A 19,370-nucleotide genomic window follows, 5' to 3' on the forward strand; every position below is an offset into this window, starting at 1 on the left:
GTCTAGGCGCGCGTTCGCCGGCGCCGCGAAAGCTCACATCTGCGTCATCCGCTGCCGGCCAGGGCGAGGGCCGCGGCCGTCGCCTCCCGAATCGGGCCGCGCCACACGTCGCCGTGGCCGGGCAACAGGACCTCCGTGTCGAGCAGCGCCAGCGCGGACAGCGTGCGGATGCAATCCTGTTGGCTGTAGCTGAAAATCGCCGGCAGCAGCTGCGGTCCGCGGTGCCGCAACAGGGGATGGCCGGTGATCAGCGCGTCGCCGCTGACCAGCACGCCGTCGACCAGGTACGAGCAGTGTCCGTTGGTGTGGCCGGGACTGAAAACGGGCTTCGGTGCGCCGGGCAGGCCTGCGGCCACCTCGGCGGTCAGCGGTTGGGCGGTGGGGATGCCGTCGCGGATCAGGCCGCCGCTGCGGACCACGTGGGTGGTCCACTTGGCCCACCGGGGACGCCAAATCCGCAGCGCCACATCGACAATCGACACCTGTTCCAGGTACTCCCGTTTCGCGTGCCCCACCTCGTCGGCATGGCAGTACACCGGAACGCCGTGCGCGTCGGCGAACCAGATCGCGGTGCCCAGGTGGTCGATGTGCGCGTGCGTCAACAGGATGGCGCGCACGTCGCCCACGCCGTAGCCCAGCTGGGACAACGAGGCCAGCACGCCGTCGCGGTCCCCGGGATAGCCGGCGTCGATCAGCATGACGCCGCTGTCGTCGGTCACCAGTGTCCAGTTGACCGCATCGCCCCGGGCGAGGTGCACCGTGCCGGTGACCTGAAGCAGCTCCGCCATGCCCGCGAGTGTAGGAGCGAGACGAGGAGTAGAAAGAACGGGTGGCCGAACTGAAACTTGGATACAAGGCATCCGCCGAACAATTCGCCCCGCGCGAGCTCGTCGAACTCGCCGTCGCCGCCGAAGCGCACGGCATGGACAGCGCAACCGTCAGCGACCACTTCCAGCCTTGGCGGCACGAGGGCGGCCATGCCCCCTTCTCGCTGGCGTGGATGACCGCCGTCGGCGAACGCACCAAGCGGATCGTGCTGGGCACCTCGGTGCTCACCCCGACCTTCCGGTACAACCCCGCCGTCGTCGCGCAGGCCTTCGCCACCATGGCCTGCCTGTACCCGGACCGCATCTTCCTCGGCGTGGGCACCGGCGAGGCGCTCAACGAGATCGCCACCGGCTACGAGGGCGAATGGCCGGAGTTCAAGGAGCGATTCGCCCGCCTGCGCGAATCGGTGCGGCTGATGCGCGAGCTGTGGCGCGGCGACCGCGTCGACTTCGACGGCGAGTACTACCGGCTCAAGGGCGCCTCGATCTACGACGTGCCCCCGGGCGGCGTCCCCATCTACATCGCCGCGGGCGGACCGGCGGTGGCCAAATACGCCGGGCGGGCCGGTGACGGTTTCATCTGCACCTCGGGCAAGGGCGAGGAGCTCTACAAGGACAAGCTGATTCCGGCGGTCAGGGAGGGGGCGGCGGTTGACGACCGCAACGCCGACGACATCGACAAGATGATCGAGATCAAGATCTCCTACGATCCGGATCCCGAGCATGCGCTGGAGAACACCCGGTTCTGGGCGCCGCTGTCGCTGACCGCCGAGCAGAAGCACAGCATCGACGACCCGATCGAGATGGAGAAGGCCGCCGACGCGCTGCCGATCGAGCAGGTCGCCAAGCGCTGGATCGTGGCGTCCGACCCCGACGAGGCCGTCGAGAAGGTCAAGGACTACGTCGACTGGGGGCTCAACCACCTGGTGTTCCACGCCCCCGGCCACGACCAGCGCCGGTTCCTGGAGCTCTTCGAAAAGGACCTGGCCCCCAGGCTGCGGCGACTTGCCTGAGCCCTCAGCGATCTACATCGCCGCTCCGGAACCGGAGACCGGCAAGTCGACGCTCGCGCTCGGGCTGCTGCACCGGTTGACCGCGACCGTCGCCAAGGTCGGCGTATTCCGGCCCATCACACGCGTTTTCGACGGCAAAGACCGCGACTACATCCTCGACCTGCTGCTGGGGCACACCACCGCGGGCGTGCCGTATGAGCAGTGCGTCGGCGTGACGTACCAGCAGCTGCACGCCGACCCCGATGCGGCGATCGCCACCATCGTCGACGCCTATCACGCGATGGCCGACGACTGCGACGCGGTGGTGATCGTGGGCAGCGACTACACCGACGTCGCGCGGCCCGCCGAGCTCTCGGTCAACGCACGGATCGCCGTCAACCTCGGCGCGCCGGTGCTGCTGACGGTCAGCGGCCGGGGCCGCAGCCCCGAGGAGGTGGCCCGCGTCGTCGAGGTCTGCCTGGCCGAGCTGGCCTCCCAGCGCGCGCATGCCGCGGCGGTGGTCGCCAACCGCTGCGAACCGGCGCAGCTGGCCGAGGTCGCGGAGGCGCTGGAGGCCTTCAAGCAACGCAGCTACGTGCTGCCCGAAGAGCCCCTGCTGTCCGCGCCGACGGTGGCCGAACTCGAAAAGGCGGTCAGCGGAACGCCGGTCAGCGGTGAGGCGTCGCTGCGGGAACGCGAGGTCACCGACGTGCTGGTGGCCGGGATGACCGCCGACCACGTGCTGGAACGACTGAGCGACGGCATGGCCGTCATCACCCCCGGCGACCGTTCGGACGTGGTGTTGGCCGTGGCCAGTGCGCATGCGGCCGAAGGCTTTCCGTCGCTGTCGTGCATCGTCCTCAACGGTGGCTTCCGGCTGCATCCGTCCATCGCGGCGCTGGTCGCCGGGCTGCGGCTGCGACTGCCCATCCTCGCCACCAAGCTGGGCACCTACGACACCGCGAGTGCGGCCGCCACCGCCCGCGGCCGGGTCACGGCGAACTCGCAGCGCAAGATCGACACGGCGCTGGAGCTCATGGACCGCTACGTCGACATCACGGATCTGCTTGCGCAGCTTGCCATCCCGATACCGACTGTGACCACGCCCCAGATGTTCATCCACCGGCTGACCCTGCAGGCGCGTTCGGATCGCAAGCACATCGTGCTGCCCGAGGGCGACGACGACCGCATCCTCAAGTCGGCCGGCCGGGTGCTGCAGCGCCGCGTCGCCGACCTGACCGTGCTGGGTGACGAGGCGCAGATTCGGCAGCGCTCCGGGGAACTCGGCGTCGATCTCGACGGTGCGCATGTGATCGACCCGCTCACCAGCGAGCTTCGCTTCCAGTTCGCCGATCAGTACGCCGAATTGCGCAAGGCCAAGGGCGTCACCATCGAGCATGCCCGCGAGATCATGCGCGATGCCACATATTTCGGCACCATGCTGGTGTACAACGGCATGGTCGACGGCATGGTGTCGGGCGCCGCCCACACCACGGCGCATACCGTTCGGCCGGCCTTCGAGATCATCAAGACCGTGCCCGACGTCTCGACCGTGTCCAGCATTTTCCTGATGTGCCTGCCCGACCGGGTGCTGGCGTACGGTGATTGCGCGATCATCCCGAATCCGACGCCCGAGCAGCTGGCCGACATCGCGATCTCCTCCGCGCGCACCGCGGCGCAGTTCGGCATCGAACCGCGGGTGGCGATGCTGTCGTACTCGACCGGTGAATCGGGCACCGGGGCTGACGTCGAAAAGGTAAGGACGGCAACCGAATTAGTCCGGCGCAGGGCGCCGCAGCTACCGGTAGAGGGTCCCATCCAATACGATGCCGCGATCGAACCGTCCGTCGCGGCCGCCAAGCTGCACGACTCGACGGTGGCCGGCCACGCCACGGTGCTGGTTTTCCCCGACCTCAACACCGGCAACAACACGTACAAGGCCGTGCAGCGCAGCGCCGGGGCGATCGCCATCGGACCGGTGCTGCAGGGCCTGCGCAAGCCGGTGAACGACCTGTCGCGCGGGGCGCTGGTCGAAGACATCGTGAATACCATTGCCATCACCGCGATCCAGGCACAGGGCATCCGTGGTTAACGCGAACCCGACCGTGCTGGTGATCAACTCCGGCTCGTCCTCGCTGAAATACCAGTTGGTCGAGCCCGACTCGGGCGTGGCCCGCGCGACCGGCAACGTCGAACGCATCGGGGAGTCCTCGTCCCCGGTCCGCGACCACGACGCCGCGCTGCGTCAGGCGTTCGACGCGCTGTCCGAGCAGGGTATCGACCTACGGAAGTGCGGCCTGATAGCGGTGGGCCATCGAGTCGTGCACGGCGGCACCACTTTCTACAAGCCCACCCCGGTGGACGACGCGGTCATCGCCAAGCTCGACCAATTGTCGGAACTGGCGCCCCTGCACAATCCTCCCGCGATCATGGGGATCGAGGTGGCGCGCAAGCTGCTGCCGGATATTCCGCACATCGCGGTGTTCGACACGGCGTTCTTCCACGACATGCCGCCGGCGGCGGCGACCTATGCCATCGATCGCGGCTTGGCCGAACGCTGGCGGATCCGCCGTTACGGGTTTCACGGCACGTCGCACCGGTATGTGAGCCAGCAGGCCGCCGCCTTCCTGGACCGGCCGCTGGGCGGCCTGAAACAGATTGTGCTGCATCTGGGTAACGGCTGCTCCGCCTCGGCGATCGCCGGCACCCGGCCCCTCGACACGTCGATGGGTCTGACGCCGCTGGAGGGCCTGGTGATGGGCACCCGCAGCGGCGACATCGACCCCAGCATCGTCAGCTACCTCTGCCACACCGCGAAGATGGGCGTCGACGAGGTCGAATCCATGCTCAACGAGCGGTCGGGCGTGCTGGGCCTGTGCGGCGAGCGCGACTTCCGGCGGCTGCGCACCATGATCGAATCCGGCGACAGCGCAGCGCAATTGGCCTACAGCGTGTTCACCCACCGGCTGCGCAAGTACATCGGCGCCTACCTGGCGGTGCTGGGACACACCGATGTCATCACCTTCACCGCCGGCATCGGGGAGAACGACGCGGCGGTGCGCCGCGACGCGGTGGCCGGCCTGGAGGAGCTGGGCATCGTGCTCGACGAGCGCCGCAACCTCGGCGGCGGCAAGGGCGCCCGGCAGATCTCCGCCGACGAATCCCCGATCGCCGTGCTGGTGATCCCGACCAACGAGGAAGTGGCCATCGCCCGCGACTGCGCGAGCGCGCTGGGCGGTTAGGGCCCGCCCGCTTGCGCCGAGCGTGCGCTCACGGCTTTGAGTGTGCGCCCAGGGCGGGGCTTTTCGGCGTGTCGCCGCCCTGGACGCACACGCAAGCGGGGGAGAGGGGGGAGCGGGGGAGAAGGGAGCCCCACCTCAGAACGTGCTGGTGGGCCGCACCTTGTTCGCCATGTCGACCAGCGCGTAGCGATGGCGTTGGGTGGGCGCGACCCGCGCCAGGTTGCGCAGCGCGGCCTCGACGCCCAGCCGCAGCCCATGCTCGGTGAATGGGAAGCCGAGGATGTGGTTGGTGCTGGCCTTGTTGTCCTCCAGCCAGTCCATCGCGCAGCCCAGCACCAGTGCGCGGATCTGCAGCACGCGCGGTTCGGTCGGCGGCAGCGCCTCCACGCGCCGGGCGGCGTCGCGGATGTCCTCCTCGGTGATCTCGCTCTTCGTCCGCCCGGACAGCAGCGTCACCGCACTGGTCAGCCGCGCGGTGGTGAAATGCCTTGAGGTGGGCGGCACCTCGTCCAGGGTGCGCACCGCGCCGGCGCGGTCGTCTTCGGCGGACAGCCATCTGGCCAGCCCGAAAGCCGCCGAGATCACGCCGTCGTTGGTCCTCCACACCGTCTGGTAATACTTCTGCTCGTCGACGTCACCGGCCAGCTCGGCGGTGGCGGCCAACGCCAGTTTGGGCGCCAGCTCGCCGGGAAAGGTGTCCAGTACCTCGGTGAAATGCGTTGTGGCGGAGTCATAGTCGCCGGTGAGCAGCTCCGCGACGGCCCGGTACCACACCAACCGCCACTGCCAGCCCACCCGCTCAGCCAGGTCGTCCAGCTTCCTGGTCGCCTTGGCCACGTCGCCCAGGTCCAGCAGCGCACGGACCTCCATCAACGGCAATTCGGTCGACTCGGACACCTCGACGCCGTCGGCGTCCAGCGTGCCGTGCCGGGCCGCGCGCAGCGAATCCAAGGTCTGCACCGGCTGCGAGAGCACCGTCGCCTGCAGGACGGGGGCGGCGACGTCGGCCGGATCGACCAGCGGCACCTGCAGCGCGGTCACGATCTCGCGGGCCGTCAACCGCTCCGAATGGACCTGGCCGTCCAGGTAGACGTCGGTGTGCGCGACCAGCAGGTCCACCCCGAACGTCGAGCGGCTGGGGCTGAAGATGGTCGACAGGCCGGGCCGCGGCACGCCGGTGTCCTGGGCGACCACCTCCCGCAGCACGCCCATCAGCTGGGCGGACAGCTCCTCGGTGCTGGAAAACCGGCGCCGCGGGTCGGGGTCGGTGGCGCGGCGCAGCAACCGGCGAAACGAGTCGTAGGTCCCCAGCACGCGGTCGTCTTCGGGCAGGCCGTCGACGTAGCGGCCGTTGCGGGTGGGCAGATTGACCGTGAGCGCCGCCAGCGTGCGCCCCACGGTGTAGATGTCGGTCGCGACCGTCGGCCCGGTCCGCACGATCTCCGGCGCCTGGAAGCCCGGGGTGCCGTAGAGGTAGCCGAACGAATTGATCCGCGACACCGCGCCCAGGTCGATCAGCTTGAGCTGCTCCTCGGTGAGCATGATGTTCTCCGGCTTGAGGTCGTTGTAGACCAAGCCGATGGAGTGCAGATAGGTCAGCGCGGGCAGGATCTCCAGCAGGTAGGCGATGGCCTCGGCGACGGGCAGCTTCTTGTCCTTGCCGTGCTTGAGTGGCTGCCCACCGATGTACTCCATGACGATGTAGCCGACCGGGTTGCCGCTGCGGTCCTTGTGCTCGACGAAGTTGAAGATCTGCACGATCTGCGGGTGGACCACCTCGGCGAGGAACTGCCGTTCGGCCATCGCGATCGCCTGCGCCTCGGCGTCACCGGAGTGCACCAAGCCCTTGAGGACAACCGGGCGGTCGTTGACGTTGTGGTCGACCGCCAGGTACACCCAGCCCAGCCCGCCGTGCGCGATGCAGCCCTTCACCTCGTACTGGCCCGCGACGATGTCACCCGGATTCAGCTGTGGCAGAAACGAATACGCGCTGCCGCAGGCGGGACACCAGCCCTCCGACGTGCCCTTGCCCTCCTTGCTGGACCGGCCGACCGGCTTTCCGCAGTTCCAGCAGAACCGCTTGCCCTCCGGCACCACCGGGTTGGTCATCAGGGCCTCGAGCGGGTCGATGTCGCGCACCCGCGGGATCTCGACCAGGCCACCGCCGAGTTGTCTAACCGGCGGCAGCACCCGCGTCCCCGCCACCCGGTCTTGCGGTTCGGTGTCCAGGGTGCCGAGCGAGATGTGCGGAAAATCGTCGCCGTCATCGTCGAAGTCCGGGCGGAACAGCGCCTGCGTGGCCTGGATTCGCCCCGTCGTCGGGCCGCCGCCCTGCGTGTCCGGCGGTTGGGTGCCCGGACTCACGTCTTCGGCGCCGGGTTCCGGCTGCTCGATCTTGTCCGACTCGGCCATCAGTCCACGTACCTCGGCGTGGGTGGGGCGGGCGCGGGCCCCAGCACCGTCAACCACTTGCGGTACAACGTGTTCCACGTGCCGTCCCGGCGGATCCGCTCAAGGGTGCCGTTGACGAACCGGACCAGGCCGGTGTCGTTCAGGTTGACCCCGATGCCATAAGGCTGGGTGGCCATGTTCGGCCCGACGATATGCAGGTAGGGGTCCTCTTCGACGAGCCCGGCCAGGATCGAGTCATCGGTGCTGATGGCGTCGATCTCGCGCTGCTGCATCGCCACCAGGCAGTCGGCCCAGTTGACCACCGACACGACGATCGGCGGCGGGTCGATCTGGCGGATCCGGTGCAGCGACGTGGTGCCCTTCGCCACGCAGACTCGCTTGCCGGACAGGTCGCTCACCTTGGCGATGGGCGAATCCCGCGGGGCCAGGATGCGCTGGTTGGCGTCGAGGTAGACGGTCGAGAAGTTGACCTGCTTGCGCCGCTCGCAGGTGATGGTCATGGTCTTGACCACCACGTCGACCTCGGAGTGCTGCAGGGCGGTGACGCGCTCGTCGGACGACAGGATGCGGTATTCGACGTGCGACGGGGCGCCGAAGATGTCGCGGGCGATCTCCCCGGCGATGTCGACGTCGAAACCGGTGATCTCACCCGTGATCGGGTCGCGGAAGCTGAACAGGTTGCTGCCGATGTCGAGCCCTACGATCAGCCGGCCGCGGGCGCGGATGTCGGCGACCGCGGCGTCGGCCTGGGCCTTGGTGGGGAAGGGCCGCAGGCTCGCCGTCAGGTCGCAGTCCTGGCTGGTGTCGTCCGCGGGTAGCGGCGGCTCCGGTGGCAACTGCTCCATGCCGACCGGGGTGGGCGGCGGCAGTGTCGGCACGTTGGGCACGGTCAGCGATTCCGTGTGCGAGCACCCCGCCAGCACGGCCACCGTCGCGAGCGCGGCGCCCGCCCGCCGCAACCGGCCCGCCCGCGTCGTCATCGGTACTCTCTCAGCCGGGGCCACAGGCCCAGCGCCACCGCGATGGCGGCGCCGAGGCTGAGCACCACGCCGCCGACCTGGGCGCCGGACAGCCCGCTGCGCGCGCTCAGGACGTCGTTGCGCAGGCGGTTGCGGCTCTGGTCGATGGCCTTGACCAATTGGTCCTCGAGCTTGTCGAACGCCGGGGTGGAGTCGTCCTCGCTGCTGCCCAGCGCGACCTGCGTGGCCGCGCGGTAGTTGCCCACCGAGATGTAGGAGTTGATCCGGTCGTTGGCCTGCCGCCAGCGCAGCAGCAGCTGGTTGGCGCCCTCCAGGTCGGGTTTGTCGACGGCGTCGCTGCGGGCCATGTACTGGTCGAGCTGGGAGTGCATGGAATCGATGCGCTGATAGAACGACTGCTTGCGCTTCTCCTCGTCTCCGCGACGGATCAGCGATAGCGTCTCATCGGCCCGCGCCTGCTGGGCGGTGATCGCGACGTTCGTCACGATCCTCAGCGAGTCGGCGGCGGTGTTCTTGGCGCTACGGCTGGCGGTCGTGGAGATGGTCAGCGCAGTCCCGACCCATACCACCATGACGAGAATAGCCAGGCCGCCCACGACCAGGCCCGGATTGATCCGGCGCCGGGTGCGCCGGGCCAGCCACCGGTGGGCGAAGGCGCCGAACACGGCGGTGGCGGTGACCACCAGGATGACGGGCGCGGGGATCTGGGTGGACGCGGTGGTCTCCGCATCGACGCGTTCCGACGTCGCCTGATACAGCTGTGCGGCGTCGGGCAGGATCGTCGACTGCATCAGCCCCGACGCCTCCGACAGATACGACGACCCGACCGGGTTGCCCGCCCGGTTGTTGGTCCGCGCGATTTCGATCAGCCCGGTGTAAACGGCCAGTTCGGCGTTGATCCGGCCCAGCAGCTGCACCAGCGGTTCGTCGGTCAGGCCGCTCGACGCCCGGGTCACGGCGACCGCCGCGTCGGTGATGGCCTGCTCGTAGCGCTGCCGGACGGGCGGCGGCTCGGCCTCGGCGATGAACGCGGTGGCCGCCGCCGCGTCGGCCACCGACAGGGTGGTGTACAGCCGTCCGGCGGCAAACGACAGCGGCTCGGTGTGGTTGAGCACCGTGGTCAGCACCTGCTGGCGGTGGTTGATCGTGGTCGAGGTGGCGAAGGCGCAGATACCGCCGAGCACCGCCAGCACGATCCCGATGCTCAGGATGCGGCCCGGCGTGGTGGAGATGAACCACCAGCGCGGATGGGCTGGTTCGGCGGGCGACCGCGACCCCTGCGGCTCTGTCGACGGGTGCGCCAGCTCAACCGTCACGTCGAATCAGCCCTCATCTTTCGTGGCCACTGGAAAGCTGCACGAAACTCTATAAGCGAATTCTAAGAGCATGTTGCGCCCGATGGGTGGAGGCGGACCAATTGACCAGGAGATCGCGTGCATATCCTGATCTCGTGCAGGGCGACGGTGACGGCTGGGTGGTTTCCGACAGCGGCGCCCATTATTGGGGCCGCTTCGGCGCGGCGGGTCTGCTGTTGCGGGCCCCGCGGCCGGACGGCACCCCCGCGGTGCTGCTGCAGCACCGCGCGGTGTGGAGCCATCAGGGCGGAACCTGGGGGCTGCCGGGCGGCGCCCGCGACAGCCACGAGACCCCGGAGGAGACCGCCGTCCGCGAGGCGCACGAGGAGGCCGGCCTGCCGGGCGAGCTGCTGACCGTGCGGTCGACGGTGGTCACCGCGGAGGTCGCCGGGCACGGCAGCGCCCGCTGGACCTACACCACGGTCGTCGCCGACGCGGCCGAGCTGCTGCACACGGTGCCCAACCGGGAGAGCGCCGAGATGCGCTGGGTCGCCGAGGACGAGGTGGCCGCGCTGCCGTTGCATCCCGGCTTCGCGGCGAGCTGGCAACGGCTGCGCACCGCGACGGCGCTGGTGCCGCTCGGTCACACCGACGAGCGGCGGCGGCACCTGCCCCGCACGATCGAGCTCGAGGCCGGCGTCTTCGTCTGGTGCATGCCGGCGGACGCCGACCAGGCGCCGTTGCATCCCCGCATCAACTCCCTGCTGCAAGCGCTGAGCTGAGCCGTTGCGCCGCGGCGCGGGGGTCGGCGGCCGCCGTGATCGCGCGCACCACCACGATGCGACGGGCGCCGGCGGCGAGCACCTCGGGCAGCCGCTGCTCGTCGATGCCACCGATCGCGAACCACGGCTTGCCGCCGCCGAACTGTGCGGCCGCCCGCACCAAGTCCAGGCCCGGTGCCTCGCGGCCCGGTTTGGTGGGGGTGGGCCAGCACGGGCCGACGCAGAAGTAGTCGGCCTCGCCCGCGACGGCAGCCTCGGCCTGGTCCCGGTCGTGGCTGGACAGGCCCAGCAGCATATCCGGGCCGACGAACTGTCGGGCCACGTCCAGCGGCAGGTCGCCCTGCCCGAGGTGCAGCACGTCGGCGCCGGCCGCGCGGGCGATGTCCGCCCGGTCGTTGACCGCGAACAGGGCGCCATGGCGGCGGGCCGCGTCGGCCAGGATCTCGCAGGCCGCCAGCTCGTCGCGCGCCTCGAGCGGCCCGAACCGCTGTTCACCGCGCGATCCCTTGTCGCGCAGCTGGATGATGTCGACCCCGCCGGCCAGGGCGGCGTCGGCGAACTGGGCCAAATCGCCGCGCTCCCGACGGGCGTCGGTGCAGAGATATAGCCGCGCGGCCGCCAGCCGGGTAACTCGCTGATGCACACCGCGACGCTAGCGCGCTAGCGTGGAGCCCGAAGAACTCAGTTAGACACGGGAGTCCCGGGTAGCCATCTGCGGGGCTGAGAGTGGGCACAGCCAGGTTCAGCGGGACCTGCCCTTACCGTCACACCTGATCCGGGTCATGCCGGCGAAGGGAGGCCAAGGATGCCATCGGAGCTCGGGTCGCTGGCCGTCATCGGCGGCGGCGTCATCGGCCTGGCGGTCGCGCGCCGCGCGGCGCAGGCCGGGTGGTCGGTGCGGGTGCACCGCACCGCCGACAAGGGCGCGTCGTGGGTCGCCGGCGGCATGCTGGCCCCGCACAGCGAAGGCTGGCCCGGCGAGGAACGGTTGTTGCGGCTGGGGTGCGAGTCGCTGCGACTGTGGCGCGAGGGCGGCTTCACCGACGGGCTGCCGCCGCAGGTGGTCACCGCCCGCGAGTCGCTGGTGGTGGCCGTCGACCGGGCCGACGTCGCGGATCTGCGCACCGTCGCCGACTGGCTGTCCGAACAGGGGCACCCGGTGGTCTGGGAGTCGGCCGCCCGCGACCTGGAACCGCTACTGGCACAAGGCATCCGGCACGGCTTTCGGGCGCCCACCGAGCTGGCGGTGGACAACCGCGCGGTGCTGGACGGCCTGTCCGCGGAGTGCGAACGCCTCGGCGTGCGATGGGCGCCGCCCGCACTGGATTTGTCCACGGTCGGCGGCGACGCGGTCGTGATCGCCAACGGCATCGACGCCCCCGCGTTGTGGCCCGGCCTGCCGGTGCGGCCGGTCAAGGGCGAGGTGCTTCGGCTGCGCTGGCGACGGGGGTGTATGCCGGTGCCGCAGCGTGTGATTCGGGCCCGCGTGCGCGGGCGGCAGGTGTACCTGGTGCCGCGCGCGGACGGGATGGTCGTCGGCGCCACCCAGTACGAACACGGGCGCGACACGGCCCCGGTGGTCTCGGGAGTGCGTGACCTGCTCGACGACGCCTGCGCGGTGTTGCCGGCGCTCGGCGAATACGAGTTGGCCGAGTGTGCCGCCGGGTTGCGCCCGATGACACCCGATAACCTGCCCCTGGTGCAACGCCTGGACGAGCGAACCCTGGTAGCCGGCGGCCATGGCCGATCCGGGTTCCTGCTGGCGCCGTGGACCGCGGAACAGATCGTGTCCGAACTGGCCCCGATCGGAGCACGGTCATGATCGTCGTCGTCAACGAGAAAATGGTCGAGGTCGACGAGCAAACCACGGTGGCCGCGCTGCTGGAATCGCTGGGCTACCCGGATCGGGGTGTCGCGGTGGCGGTGGACGACGCCGTGCTGCCCCGATCCAATTGGACGACAAAGCTTTTCGATGGAGCGCGGCTCGAGGTGCTGACGGCGGTGCAGGGTGGCTGACTCAGAACTCACCATCGCCGACCGCAGCTTCGCCTCGCGGCTCATCATGGGCACCGGGGGAGCCACCAGCCTGGCCGCGCTCGAGGAGGCGTTGGTCGCCTCGGGCACCGAACTGACCACCGTCGCGATGCGGCGGGTCGACGCCGAGGGCGGGACCGGGCTGCTCGACCTGCTCAACCGGCTCGGCATCACGCCGCTGCCCAATACCGCGGGGTGCCGCAGCGCGGCCGAGGCGGCGCTCACCGCCCAGCTGGCCCGCGAGGCGCTGAACACCAACTGGGTCAAGCTGGAGGTGATCGCCGACGAACGCACTCTGTTGCCCGATGCGGTCGAATTGGTCAGGGCGGCAGAGCAATTGGTCGATGACGGGTTCGTCGTGCTGCCCTATACCAACGACGACCCGGTGTTGGCGCGTCGGCTCGAGGACGCCGGATGCGCGGCGGTCATGCCGCTGGGTTCGCCGATCGGCACCGGCCTGGGCATCACCAACCCGCACAACATCGAGATGATTGTCGCGCGGGCCGGCGTTCCGGTGGTGCTCGACGCCGGCATAGGCACCGCCAGCGACGCCGCGCTGGCGATGGAGTTGGGTTGCGACGCCGTTCTTTTGGCCACCGCGGTGACCCGGGCCGGCGATCCCGCGGCAATGGCGGCCGCGATGGCCGCCGCCGTCACGGCCGGCTATCTGGCCCGTCGGGCCGGGCGAATTCCCAAGCGCTTCTGGGCCCAAGCGTCGAGCCCCCAGCGATGAAACGGTATGTGGCGCTGGGCAGTTCGATGGCCGCCGGTCCTGGCATCCGCCCCCGCGCCGCGGGAGCCCCCTGGGGCTCGGGCCGGTCGGCGCGCAACTATCCGCACCTGGTCGCGCAACGATGCGGCCTGGAACTAATAGACGTCACCTTTTCCGGCGCGACCACCGCCCACGTGCTCGCCGATCATCGGCGCGGCACACCACCCCAGATCACCGCTCTGAACGGCTCGGAAAGCCTGGTCACCATCACGATAGGTGGCAACGACGTCGGCTACATTCCGCTGCTGATGGCCGCCTCGTTGCCGCGACCCGCACGGCGGCTGCCTCTTCTGGGTGCGCGCATCTGCGAACTGCTGGACCGCGACGCGCGGAACGAGGCCCTTGACGCGGTCTTCGAATCGTTGTGCGCGGTCGGGCTTGCGGTGCGTGAGCACGCCCGGCACGCCCGGGTCTTCTTCGTCGACTACTTGACGGTCCTGCCGCCCGCCGGCACGCCGGCCGCCCCGCTTTCGGAAGCGGACGCCGATCTCGGTCGCCACGTGGCCGCGAGCCTGGAACGACTCACGGCCGACGCGGCGACGGCAACCGGCTGCGACGTGGTGGGCGCCGCCGCGGCCAGCCGCCAACACCACGCGTGGTCGGGCGAGCCCTGGACCACGAGACCCGGTCTGCCGCTGCCGGGCCGGCCGGCGCCGCTGCACCCCAACGCCGCCGGGATGCGCGCGGCAGCCGAACTGGTGTCCGCGCGGTGGTGACGGGTCAGCCGTTCGTGCGCCACCACTGGTAGAGGGCGTTGACGTCGGAGTTGGACGAAGTCAGGTGCCCCAGCACGTTCTTGGCGTCGGTGGTCCACGTCAACGTCGCGTAGTTCTTGTAGGTGCCGCAGGCGATCTGCCCGCCCGTCTGACCGTTCTGCTTCCAGGTACCCGGGGACTGCCCGGCGTCCCCGCACGCCGCCAGGGAGACGTCCTTGATGGTGGAGCTGAAGGCGGAGGCCAGATTCGTTCCGTTGGAGAAGAGGGCGTAGACGCCGGAGCCCGGTCCGCTGGGGTCGGGGCTCTGCCCGCACAGGAGCTCGGCCAGTTCGCCGGATTCGGTCAACTCCTGCGGCTTGCAGTTGTTGAGGCCGTAGCCCTTCGACAGGTTGGCGGCCAGCGTGTTCATATCCGCGGCGCTGCCGGTGTTGGGTTCCGCGAACGCGGTGGCGCTACCCGCGAGGGCGAAACTGGCCGTGAGGGCGGCCGCGGACACGGCGCGCAGTGTGATGGTGAGGTGTGACATTGCATTGACTCCCTGCGGTTGTTGGATGGGTGGTGCAGAAATCCCTTGCCCCCCAAGGTCGAACGTCAGCCGTTGGCCCGCCACCACTGGTACAGCGCCGTGGCGTCGGTGTTGGAACCGCGGATGTAGCTCAAGATGTTCTTCGCGTCGCTGGTCCAGATGATCTCGGCTGCGTTCTGATACGTCCCGCACGCCACCTGCCCGGCATTGCTGCCGCTGCCCTGGTGCCAGGTGGTGGGCGACTGGCCGCTGTCCCCGCAGGCGCCCAGGACGTCGTCCTTGATGCTGGCCTTGAACGAGCCGACCATGTTTTCGCCGTTGTTGAATAGGATGTACTTGGCCTGGACCGGCCCGCTCGGGTCGGGGCTCTGCCCGCAGTTCAGCGCCGCCAGTTCGCCGGTGGTGATGCTTTGGGCGGTGCAATTGTTCAGACCGTAGCCCTTCGACAGCGATGCCGCGAGCGTGTTGATGTCCGACAGGTTACCGGTATTCGCGGGATCCGCGCTAGCGGTGACCGTGCCCGCTAAGGCGGCGAAGCCCGCGAGCGCCGCGGCCGTGGCCGCCCTCGACGCGTTGCTGAGACAGGGCATCCTATGACTCCTTAGCGGTTGTCGAAGCGGCGTCGCCCACTGGAGAAACGCGCTTCCGCTATGTAGGGATCGTAGGGATATGTCGTGACAAAGCATCACATTCCGCTGGCAACAGTCTGTCTGGTCATCCTTCTCGACGGCCCGGTGCAACGGTACTTTCGAAGGGCCTTGCCGGTCAATGTTTTTCGCTCGCCCTGGCGCCACTCGTCCGGGAGGCGGTGGAGATAGGCGGGCGGCTGAAGGATGTGCGGCCGTCGCACCGCACGCCAGCGGGTCCAAAAGCGATTTTCAAATTGCTAGTGCCGCCGCGACTGTGCTCGGGTATGGTTAGCACCGTTTCACGCCAGCTAACTTCTCGGGACTGGAGAATTCATGACACAGCCGCCGGCACCGCCCCCGCCTCCGCCTGGTTATCCGCCGCAGCAGCCCGCCGGGCAGGCGCCGAATAACTATTTGGTGTGGTCCATTCTGGTGACCCTGTTCTGTTGCCTCCCCTTCGGAATCGTGGCGATCGTCAAGTCCAGCCAAGTCAACGGGCTCTGGGCGCAGGGCCGCTACGCCGAAGCGCAGGCGTCCGCCGACAGTGCCAAGAAGTGGGTGATCTGGTCCGCGGTCATCGGCGTCGTCGTGGGCATCATCTACGGCATCCTGATGGCGGTCGGCGCGCTGAACACGAACACCAACGCGGCGCTTGCCGCGATGTTCTAAGCCCGGTACGCGACCATGGTGACCCACCAGAGGTCGGCGCCGCTGAGTCTGGGCGCGCCACTGCTGGTGGCCGCGACCGCGACGATGATGTGCGCCGCCATCTGGGCGGGTGATCCGACCACTCCCAACGGTCCGCTGCCGGTGTGTCCCACCAAGGCGCTGTTGGGGATCGACTGTCCGGGATGCGGCAGCTTGCGCATGCTCTATTCCCTGATGCACGGCAATCTGATGGCGGCCGCCAGGTTCAACGCGTTGGGCCTGGCGGCTGTCGTGCTGTTGGTGTGGGCGTACCTTGCCTGGACCTACGGGCGGCTGGCGGGAAGACGGGTCCGGAGCTGGCAACACGGTCGCTGGGCCGCCGCGGCCACGCTGGCGGTGGTCGCGGCGTGGTTTGTGGTGCGCAACATCCCCTTTGCCCCGTTCAGTGCGCTGTACGTCTGATACCGCCGTGTCCTGATGCCGGCCACTCGTGCCGCGGTCTAACGTGAGGCGCGATGGTGAACAAATTCACGACGATCCCGGCGGTGCTGGTCGTGATCGCCCTGACCGCATTCCCGACCGGCTGCTTCCATCGGCACTCGCCACAAGGCGCCGGTAACGCGGCCGCGTTCGCCAGCGCGTTGCACGACAAGGTCACGACCGACGGGATGATGGCCCACCTGGCAAAGCTGCAGGATATTGCCGACGCGAACAACGGCACCCGCGCGGTGGGCACTCCGGGTTACGAGGCCAGCGTCGACTACGTCGTGAACACGTTGCGCGGCAGCGGATTTGAGGTGCAGACCCCGGAATTCTCGGCGCGGGTGTTCCACGGGGACAAGCCGGAGGTGACCGTCGGCGGCAAGCCGGTTGAGGCGCACGCGCTCGACTTCAGCCTCGGCACCCCGCCGCAGGGGGTGAGCGGGCCGCTGGTGGTCGTGCCCGCCGGCGAGGCCCCCGGCTGCGCGGCCTCGGATTACGGCAACCTACCGGCTCAGGGGGCCGTGGTTCTGGTGGACCGCGGCGGATGCCCGTTCGCCCAGAAGGAGGACATCGCGGCGCAGCGCGGCGCGATCGCGATGATCGTCGCCGACAACGTCGACGAGCAACACATGGGCGGCACCTTGGGGCCGGACACCGAAGTCAAGATCCCGGTGGTGGGCGTGACCAGGTCCGTCGGCGTGCAACTGCGCACCGCGCCTGGGCCGGCCACCATCAAGCTGAATGCGAGCGTGCAGAGTTTCAAGGCCCGCAACGTGATCGCGCAGACCAAGACGGGGTTGACGACCAACGTCGTCATGGCGGGCGCGCACCTGGACAGTGTGCCCGAAGGGCCCGGGATCAACGACAACGGTTCGGGAGTGGCCGCGATACTGGAAACGGCGGTGCGGCTGGGGAATTCGCCGCAGGTGCGCAATGCGGTGCGGTTCGGGTTCTGGGGTGCGGAGGAACTCGGCCTGATCGGATCGCGCAACTACGTCGAGTCGCTGGATTTGACTGGGCTCAAAAGCATTGCGCTATACCTGAACTTCGACATGCTCGCGTCGCCGAACCCCGGGTACTTCACCTACGACGGGGACCAATCGCTGCCGGCGGACGCCCGCGGCCAGCCGGTTGTACCCGAAGGGTCGGCCGGCATCGAGCGCACGCTGGTCGCCTACCTGAAATCCGCCGGAAAGACCGCGCAGGACACCGCCTTCGACGGGCGCTCCGACTATGACGGATTCACCCTGGCGGGCGTCCCCGCCGGCGGCCTGTTCTCCGGTGCCGAAGTGAAAATGTCCTCGGAGCAGGCCAAGTTGTGGGGCGGGACGGCCGACCAGCCGTTCGACCCGAACTATCACCAAAAGACCGACACCCTCGATCATGTTGACCGGGCCGCGCTGACCGTCAACGGCGGCGGCGTCGCCTACGCCGTGGGCCTGTATTCGCAGGACCTCGGCGGCCACAACGGGGTGCCAACGATGGAGGATCGCACGCGCCACGTGCTAACCAAGTCATGAGCCGTCGGCTAAGCGCGGCACTGCTGCTGGCGACTTTGCTGCTGGGGAGCTGCTCGTCGGCGCCGCCTGGGTCGCCCGCTGTCGCACCCGATCTGGGCCGCGGCCTGGCCGGGAAAGTGACCGCCGACCGGATGCTCACCCATCTGCGCGCCCTGCAGAACATCGCCAACGCCAACAACGGAAACCGCGCGGACGGCACGCCGGGCTACGACGCCAGCGTCGGCTACGTGGCTAAAGCCCTGCGCAACAGGGGCTTCGAGGTACTGACGCCGCAGTTCGACCGGCTGTACACCGTCTCCCCGGGCAGGCCGGTCCTGACGGTCGCCGGCCGCACCTACTCCGTCGACCAGGCCTCGCTGTTGGTCCAGACGCCGCCCGGCGGCCTGACCGGGCAGCCGGTCCGGCCCACCCAACCGTCGGGATGCGCGGCCGGCGACTATCCGGCCATGCTGCCCAAGGGTTCGATCGCCATCGTCGACGACGCGCGTTGCTCCGTGGTCGAAAAGCAGAACAGCGCGGTGGCCAAGGGTGCGGCCGCGCTGGTGGTGCTCAGTGCGCCGGCCGGCCGCGGCGCCCCGCCCACGTTGTTCAGTCCCGGCTACTTCAAGCAGCTGACCGTGCCCGTCGCGGTCGCCAATCCCTCCACCGCGACCGGGCTCGCCGGCGCAAGCACGCCCATACGCCTGGTGCTGGACGCTCACAACATCAAGATCACATCGCGAAATGTCTTGGCGCAGACCAAGACCGGCTCGTCGCACGACGTGATCATGGTCGGCGCGCATCTCGACAGCCCGCGCGGCGGCCCGGGCATCAACGACGGCGGCTCCGGGGTGGCCGCGGTGCTGGAAACTGCCCTGCAGCTGGGCCCGCTGGCACCGGTGAACAACGCGGTGCGGTTCGCGTTCTGGGGCGCCGACGAGGACGGGCTGAACGGCGTCATGGACTACGTGTTCGGCATGAACAGCGATCAACTCAACGACATCGCGATGTACCTGAACTTCACCACGCTGGGTTCACCCAACGCCGGCTTCTTCACCGACGACGGCGATCAGTCCGGTCCGCCGGCGCCCGGGGTGACCTACGCGGACATCCCCGACGGGTCCGCCGGCATCGAGCGCACCCTGGCCGGCTACCTGAACCTGGCCGGGAAGCGGCCCGCGGACATGCCGCTGAGCACCCTGGCGGACTATCACCCCTTCATGGTTGCGGGCGTGCCGGTCGGGGGCATGACGGCCGGGGCCTCGCAACCGAAAACCACCGTGCAGGCCCGGCTGTGGGGCGGGCAAGCCGGCGCCCCGTTCGACCCCAACTATCAGGGTCCCCGGGAAACCGTCGACAACATCAACCGGGATGCGTTGGCCATCATGGGTTCTGGCGTCGCCTTCGCAGTGGGCAGCTATGCGGCGTTTATCGGCGGGGTCAACGGCGTGCCGCCGCACGACAAGCGGCATCGGACCCGGATGCCTTGACCGCCGGTCGACGGCTTGTCGGCGTGCCGTTCTATACTCGAAC

Annotated in this window: 19 protein-coding genes and 1 riboswitch; of the genes, 12 read left to right on the plus strand and 7 right to left on the minus strand. The window is 69.2% G+C overall.

Going from position 1 to position 19,370, the window contains the following annotated elements; translation table 11 throughout:
- Window positions 1-44: 44 nt before the first annotated feature.
- Window positions 45-788, minus strand: coding sequence for an MBL fold metallo-hydrolase (locus tag KXD96_RS06155; RefSeq protein WP_260743612.1), 744 nt, complete (start codon window positions 786-788; stop codon window positions 45-47).
- A gap of 41 nt (window positions 789-829) precedes the next feature.
- Here KXD96_RS06155 and fgd point away from each other — a divergent pair, with 41 nt between their 5' ends.
- Genes fgd through KXD96_RS06170 form a run of 3 tightly spaced genes read left to right on the plus strand, consistent with a single transcriptional unit; the run spans window position 830 to window position 5,061 of the window.
- Window positions 830-1,840, plus strand: a complete 1,011-nt coding sequence (gene fgd, locus KXD96_RS06160; protein ID WP_260743613.1) for a glucose-6-phosphate dehydrogenase (coenzyme-F420) — start codon at window positions 830-832, stop codon at window positions 1,838-1,840.
- Complete coding sequence (pta, locus tag KXD96_RS06165) at window positions 1,833-3,911, plus strand: phosphate acetyltransferase (RefSeq protein ID WP_260743615.1); 2,079 nt, start codon at window positions 1,833-1,835, stop codon at window positions 3,909-3,911. Before fgd ends, pta begins: the two co-directional genes overlap by 8 nt.
- The gene (locus tag KXD96_RS06170; protein WP_260743617.1) at window positions 3,904-5,061 is read left to right on the plus strand and encodes an acetate kinase; all 1,158 of its coding nucleotides are present in this window, start codon (window positions 3,904-3,906) and stop codon (window positions 5,059-5,061) included. The genes pta and KXD96_RS06170 overlap by 8 nt, the downstream gene beginning before the upstream one ends.
- Before the next feature lie 135 nt (window positions 5,062-5,196).
- Here KXD96_RS06170 and KXD96_RS06175 read toward each other — a convergent pair whose 3' ends face one another.
- The 3 genes from KXD96_RS06175 to glnX are packed head-to-tail and all read right to left on the minus strand — an operon-like array spanning window position 5,197 to window position 9,769.
- Window positions 5,197-7,473, minus strand: a complete 2,277-nt coding sequence (locus KXD96_RS06175) for a serine/threonine-protein kinase PknG (protein WP_260743618.1) — start codon at window positions 7,471-7,473, stop codon at window positions 5,197-5,199.
- Window positions 7,473-8,453 carry a glutamate ABC transporter substrate-binding protein gene (locus KXD96_RS06180; protein ID WP_260743620.1) on the minus strand — a complete coding sequence of 327 codons (981 nt, stop codon included), beginning with the start codon at window positions 8,451-8,453 and terminating at the stop codon, window positions 7,473-7,475. Before KXD96_RS06180 ends, KXD96_RS06175 begins: the two co-directional genes overlap by 1 nt.
- The gene (gene glnX, locus KXD96_RS06185) at window positions 8,450-9,769 is read right to left on the minus strand and encodes a protein kinase G-activating protein GlnX (protein ID WP_260743622.1); all 1,320 of its coding nucleotides are present in this window, start codon (window positions 9,767-9,769) and stop codon (window positions 8,450-8,452) included. Before glnX ends, KXD96_RS06180 begins: the two co-directional genes overlap by 4 nt.
- 134 nt (window positions 9,770-9,903) lie before the next feature.
- On the opposite strand from glnX, the gene KXD96_RS06190 reads away from it, so the two are divergent.
- Window positions 9,904-10,530 (plus strand): NUDIX hydrolase, encoded by a 627-nt coding sequence (locus KXD96_RS06190; protein ID WP_260743624.1) that lies wholly within the window; start codon window positions 9,904-9,906, stop codon window positions 10,528-10,530.
- On the opposite strand, the gene thiE is transcribed toward KXD96_RS06190, so the two are convergent.
- Window positions 10,502-11,173 (minus strand): thiamine phosphate synthase, encoded by a 672-nt coding sequence (gene thiE, locus KXD96_RS06195; RefSeq protein WP_260743625.1) that lies wholly within the window; start codon window positions 11,171-11,173, stop codon window positions 10,502-10,504. The genes KXD96_RS06190 and thiE overlap by 29 nt on opposite strands.
- Before the next feature lie 38 nt (window positions 11,174-11,211).
- Window positions 11,212-11,344, plus strand: a riboswitch (TPP riboswitch).
- Between thiE and thiO the strand changes: the two genes are divergently transcribed.
- The 4 genes from thiO to KXD96_RS06215 all read left to right on the plus strand — a co-directional run bounded on the left by thiO (window position 11,336) and on the right by KXD96_RS06215 (window position 14,052).
- Entirely contained in the window at window positions 11,336-12,352 is a 1,017-nt protein-coding gene (gene thiO, locus KXD96_RS06200; protein WP_260743626.1) for a glycine oxidase ThiO, read from the plus strand. It overlaps the preceding riboswitch by 9 nt.
- On the plus strand, window positions 12,349-12,546 hold the full coding sequence (gene thiS, locus KXD96_RS06205) for a sulfur carrier protein ThiS (RefSeq protein ID WP_260743627.1): 198 nt from the start codon (window positions 12,349-12,351) through the stop codon (window positions 12,544-12,546). Before thiO ends, thiS begins: the two co-directional genes overlap by 4 nt.
- Window positions 12,539-13,297 (plus strand): thiazole synthase, encoded by a 759-nt coding sequence (locus KXD96_RS06210; RefSeq protein ID WP_260743628.1) that lies wholly within the window; start codon window positions 12,539-12,541, stop codon window positions 13,295-13,297. Before thiS ends, KXD96_RS06210 begins: the two co-directional genes overlap by 8 nt.
- A complete protein-coding gene (locus tag KXD96_RS06215; RefSeq protein WP_260743629.1) occupies window positions 13,294-14,052 on the plus strand; it encodes an SGNH/GDSL hydrolase family protein in 759 nt (252 codons plus the stop codon). The genes KXD96_RS06210 and KXD96_RS06215 overlap by 4 nt, the downstream gene beginning before the upstream one ends.
- Window positions 14,053-14,056: 4 nt before the next feature.
- On the opposite strand, the gene KXD96_RS06220 is transcribed toward KXD96_RS06215, so the two are convergent.
- The gene (locus tag KXD96_RS06220; RefSeq protein WP_260743630.1) at window positions 14,057-14,578 is read right to left on the minus strand and encodes a serine/threonine protein kinase; all 522 of its coding nucleotides are present in this window, start codon (window positions 14,576-14,578) and stop codon (window positions 14,057-14,059) included.
- Between the two features lie 65 nt (window positions 14,579-14,643).
- The gene (locus KXD96_RS06225) at window positions 14,644-15,168 is read right to left on the minus strand and encodes a serine/threonine protein kinase (RefSeq protein WP_260743632.1); all 525 of its coding nucleotides are present in this window, start codon (window positions 15,166-15,168) and stop codon (window positions 14,644-14,646) included.
- A gap of 372 nt (window positions 15,169-15,540) precedes the next feature.
- Here KXD96_RS06225 and KXD96_RS06230 point away from each other — a divergent pair, with 372 nt between their 5' ends.
- From KXD96_RS06230 to KXD96_RS06245, 4 genes are read left to right on the plus strand one after another with little or no spacing between them, the layout of a single operon-like run.
- Window positions 15,541-15,876 (plus strand): CD225/dispanin family protein, encoded by a 336-nt coding sequence (locus KXD96_RS06230; protein ID WP_046183018.1) that lies wholly within the window; start codon window positions 15,541-15,543, stop codon window positions 15,874-15,876.
- Window positions 15,877-15,891: 15 nt separating this feature from the next.
- Window positions 15,892-16,317 (plus strand): DUF2752 domain-containing protein, encoded by a 426-nt coding sequence (locus KXD96_RS06235; protein ID WP_260743638.1) that lies wholly within the window; start codon window positions 15,892-15,894, stop codon window positions 16,315-16,317.
- A 53-nt stretch (window positions 16,318-16,370) separates the two neighbouring features.
- Window positions 16,371-17,858, plus strand: a complete 1,488-nt coding sequence (locus tag KXD96_RS06240) for a M28 family metallopeptidase (protein WP_260743639.1) — start codon at window positions 16,371-16,373, stop codon at window positions 17,856-17,858.
- Window positions 17,855-19,327, plus strand: coding sequence for a M28 family peptidase (locus tag KXD96_RS06245; protein WP_260743641.1), 1,473 nt, complete (start codon window positions 17,855-17,857; stop codon window positions 19,325-19,327). Before KXD96_RS06240 ends, KXD96_RS06245 begins: the two co-directional genes overlap by 4 nt.
- The last annotated feature ends 43 nt before the right edge of the window (window positions 19,328-19,370 follow it).

It is taken from the genome of Mycobacterium sp. SMC-2, from assembly GCF_025263485.1.
Classification (GTDB): Bacteria; Actinomycetota; Actinomycetes; order Mycobacteriales; family Mycobacteriaceae; genus Mycobacterium.

What these genes read in the sequence shown, in the direction of transcription:
- thiO (WP_260743626.1), top strand. Translation starts at nt 11,336, where the DNA reads ATGCCATCGGAGCTCGGGTCGCTGGCCGTCATCGGCGGCGGCGTCATC.
- thiS (WP_260743627.1), top strand. Translation starts at nt 12,349, where the DNA reads ATGATCGTCGTCGTCAACGAGAAAATGGTCGAGGTCGACGAGCAAACC.
- KXD96_RS06240 (WP_260743639.1), top strand. Translation starts at nt 16,371, where the DNA reads ATGGTGAACAAATTCACGACGATCCCGGCGGTGCTGGTCGTGATCGCC.
- KXD96_RS06225 (WP_260743632.1), bottom strand. Translation starts at nt 15,168, where the DNA reads ATGCCCTGTCTCAGCAACGCGTCGAGGGCGGCCACGGCCGCGGCGCTC.
- KXD96_RS06215 (WP_260743629.1), top strand. Translation starts at nt 13,294, where the DNA reads ATGAAACGGTATGTGGCGCTGGGCAGTTCGATGGCCGCCGGTCCTGGC.
- KXD96_RS06180 (WP_260743620.1), bottom strand. Translation starts at nt 8,453, where the DNA reads ATGACGACGCGGGCGGGCCGGTTGCGGCGGGCGGGCGCCGCGCTCGCG.
- KXD96_RS06175 (WP_260743618.1), bottom strand. Translation starts at nt 7,473, where the DNA reads ATGGCCGAGTCGGACAAGATCGAGCAGCCGGAACCCGGCGCCGAAGAC.
- KXD96_RS06220 (WP_260743630.1), bottom strand. Translation starts at nt 14,578, where the DNA reads ATGTCACACCTCACCATCACACTGCGCGCCGTGTCCGCGGCCGCCCTC.
- KXD96_RS06155 (WP_260743612.1), bottom strand. Translation starts at nt 788, where the DNA reads ATGGCGGAGCTGCTTCAGGTCACCGGCACGGTGCACCTCGCCCGGGGC.
- KXD96_RS06235 (WP_260743638.1), top strand. Translation starts at nt 15,892, where the DNA reads ATGGTGACCCACCAGAGGTCGGCGCCGCTGAGTCTGGGCGCGCCACTG.
- KXD96_RS06230 (WP_046183018.1), top strand. Translation starts at nt 15,541, where the DNA reads ATGACACAGCCGCCGGCACCGCCCCCGCCTCCGCCTGGTTATCCGCCG.
- KXD96_RS06245 (WP_260743641.1), top strand. Translation starts at nt 17,855, where the DNA reads ATGAGCCGTCGGCTAAGCGCGGCACTGCTGCTGGCGACTTTGCTGCTG.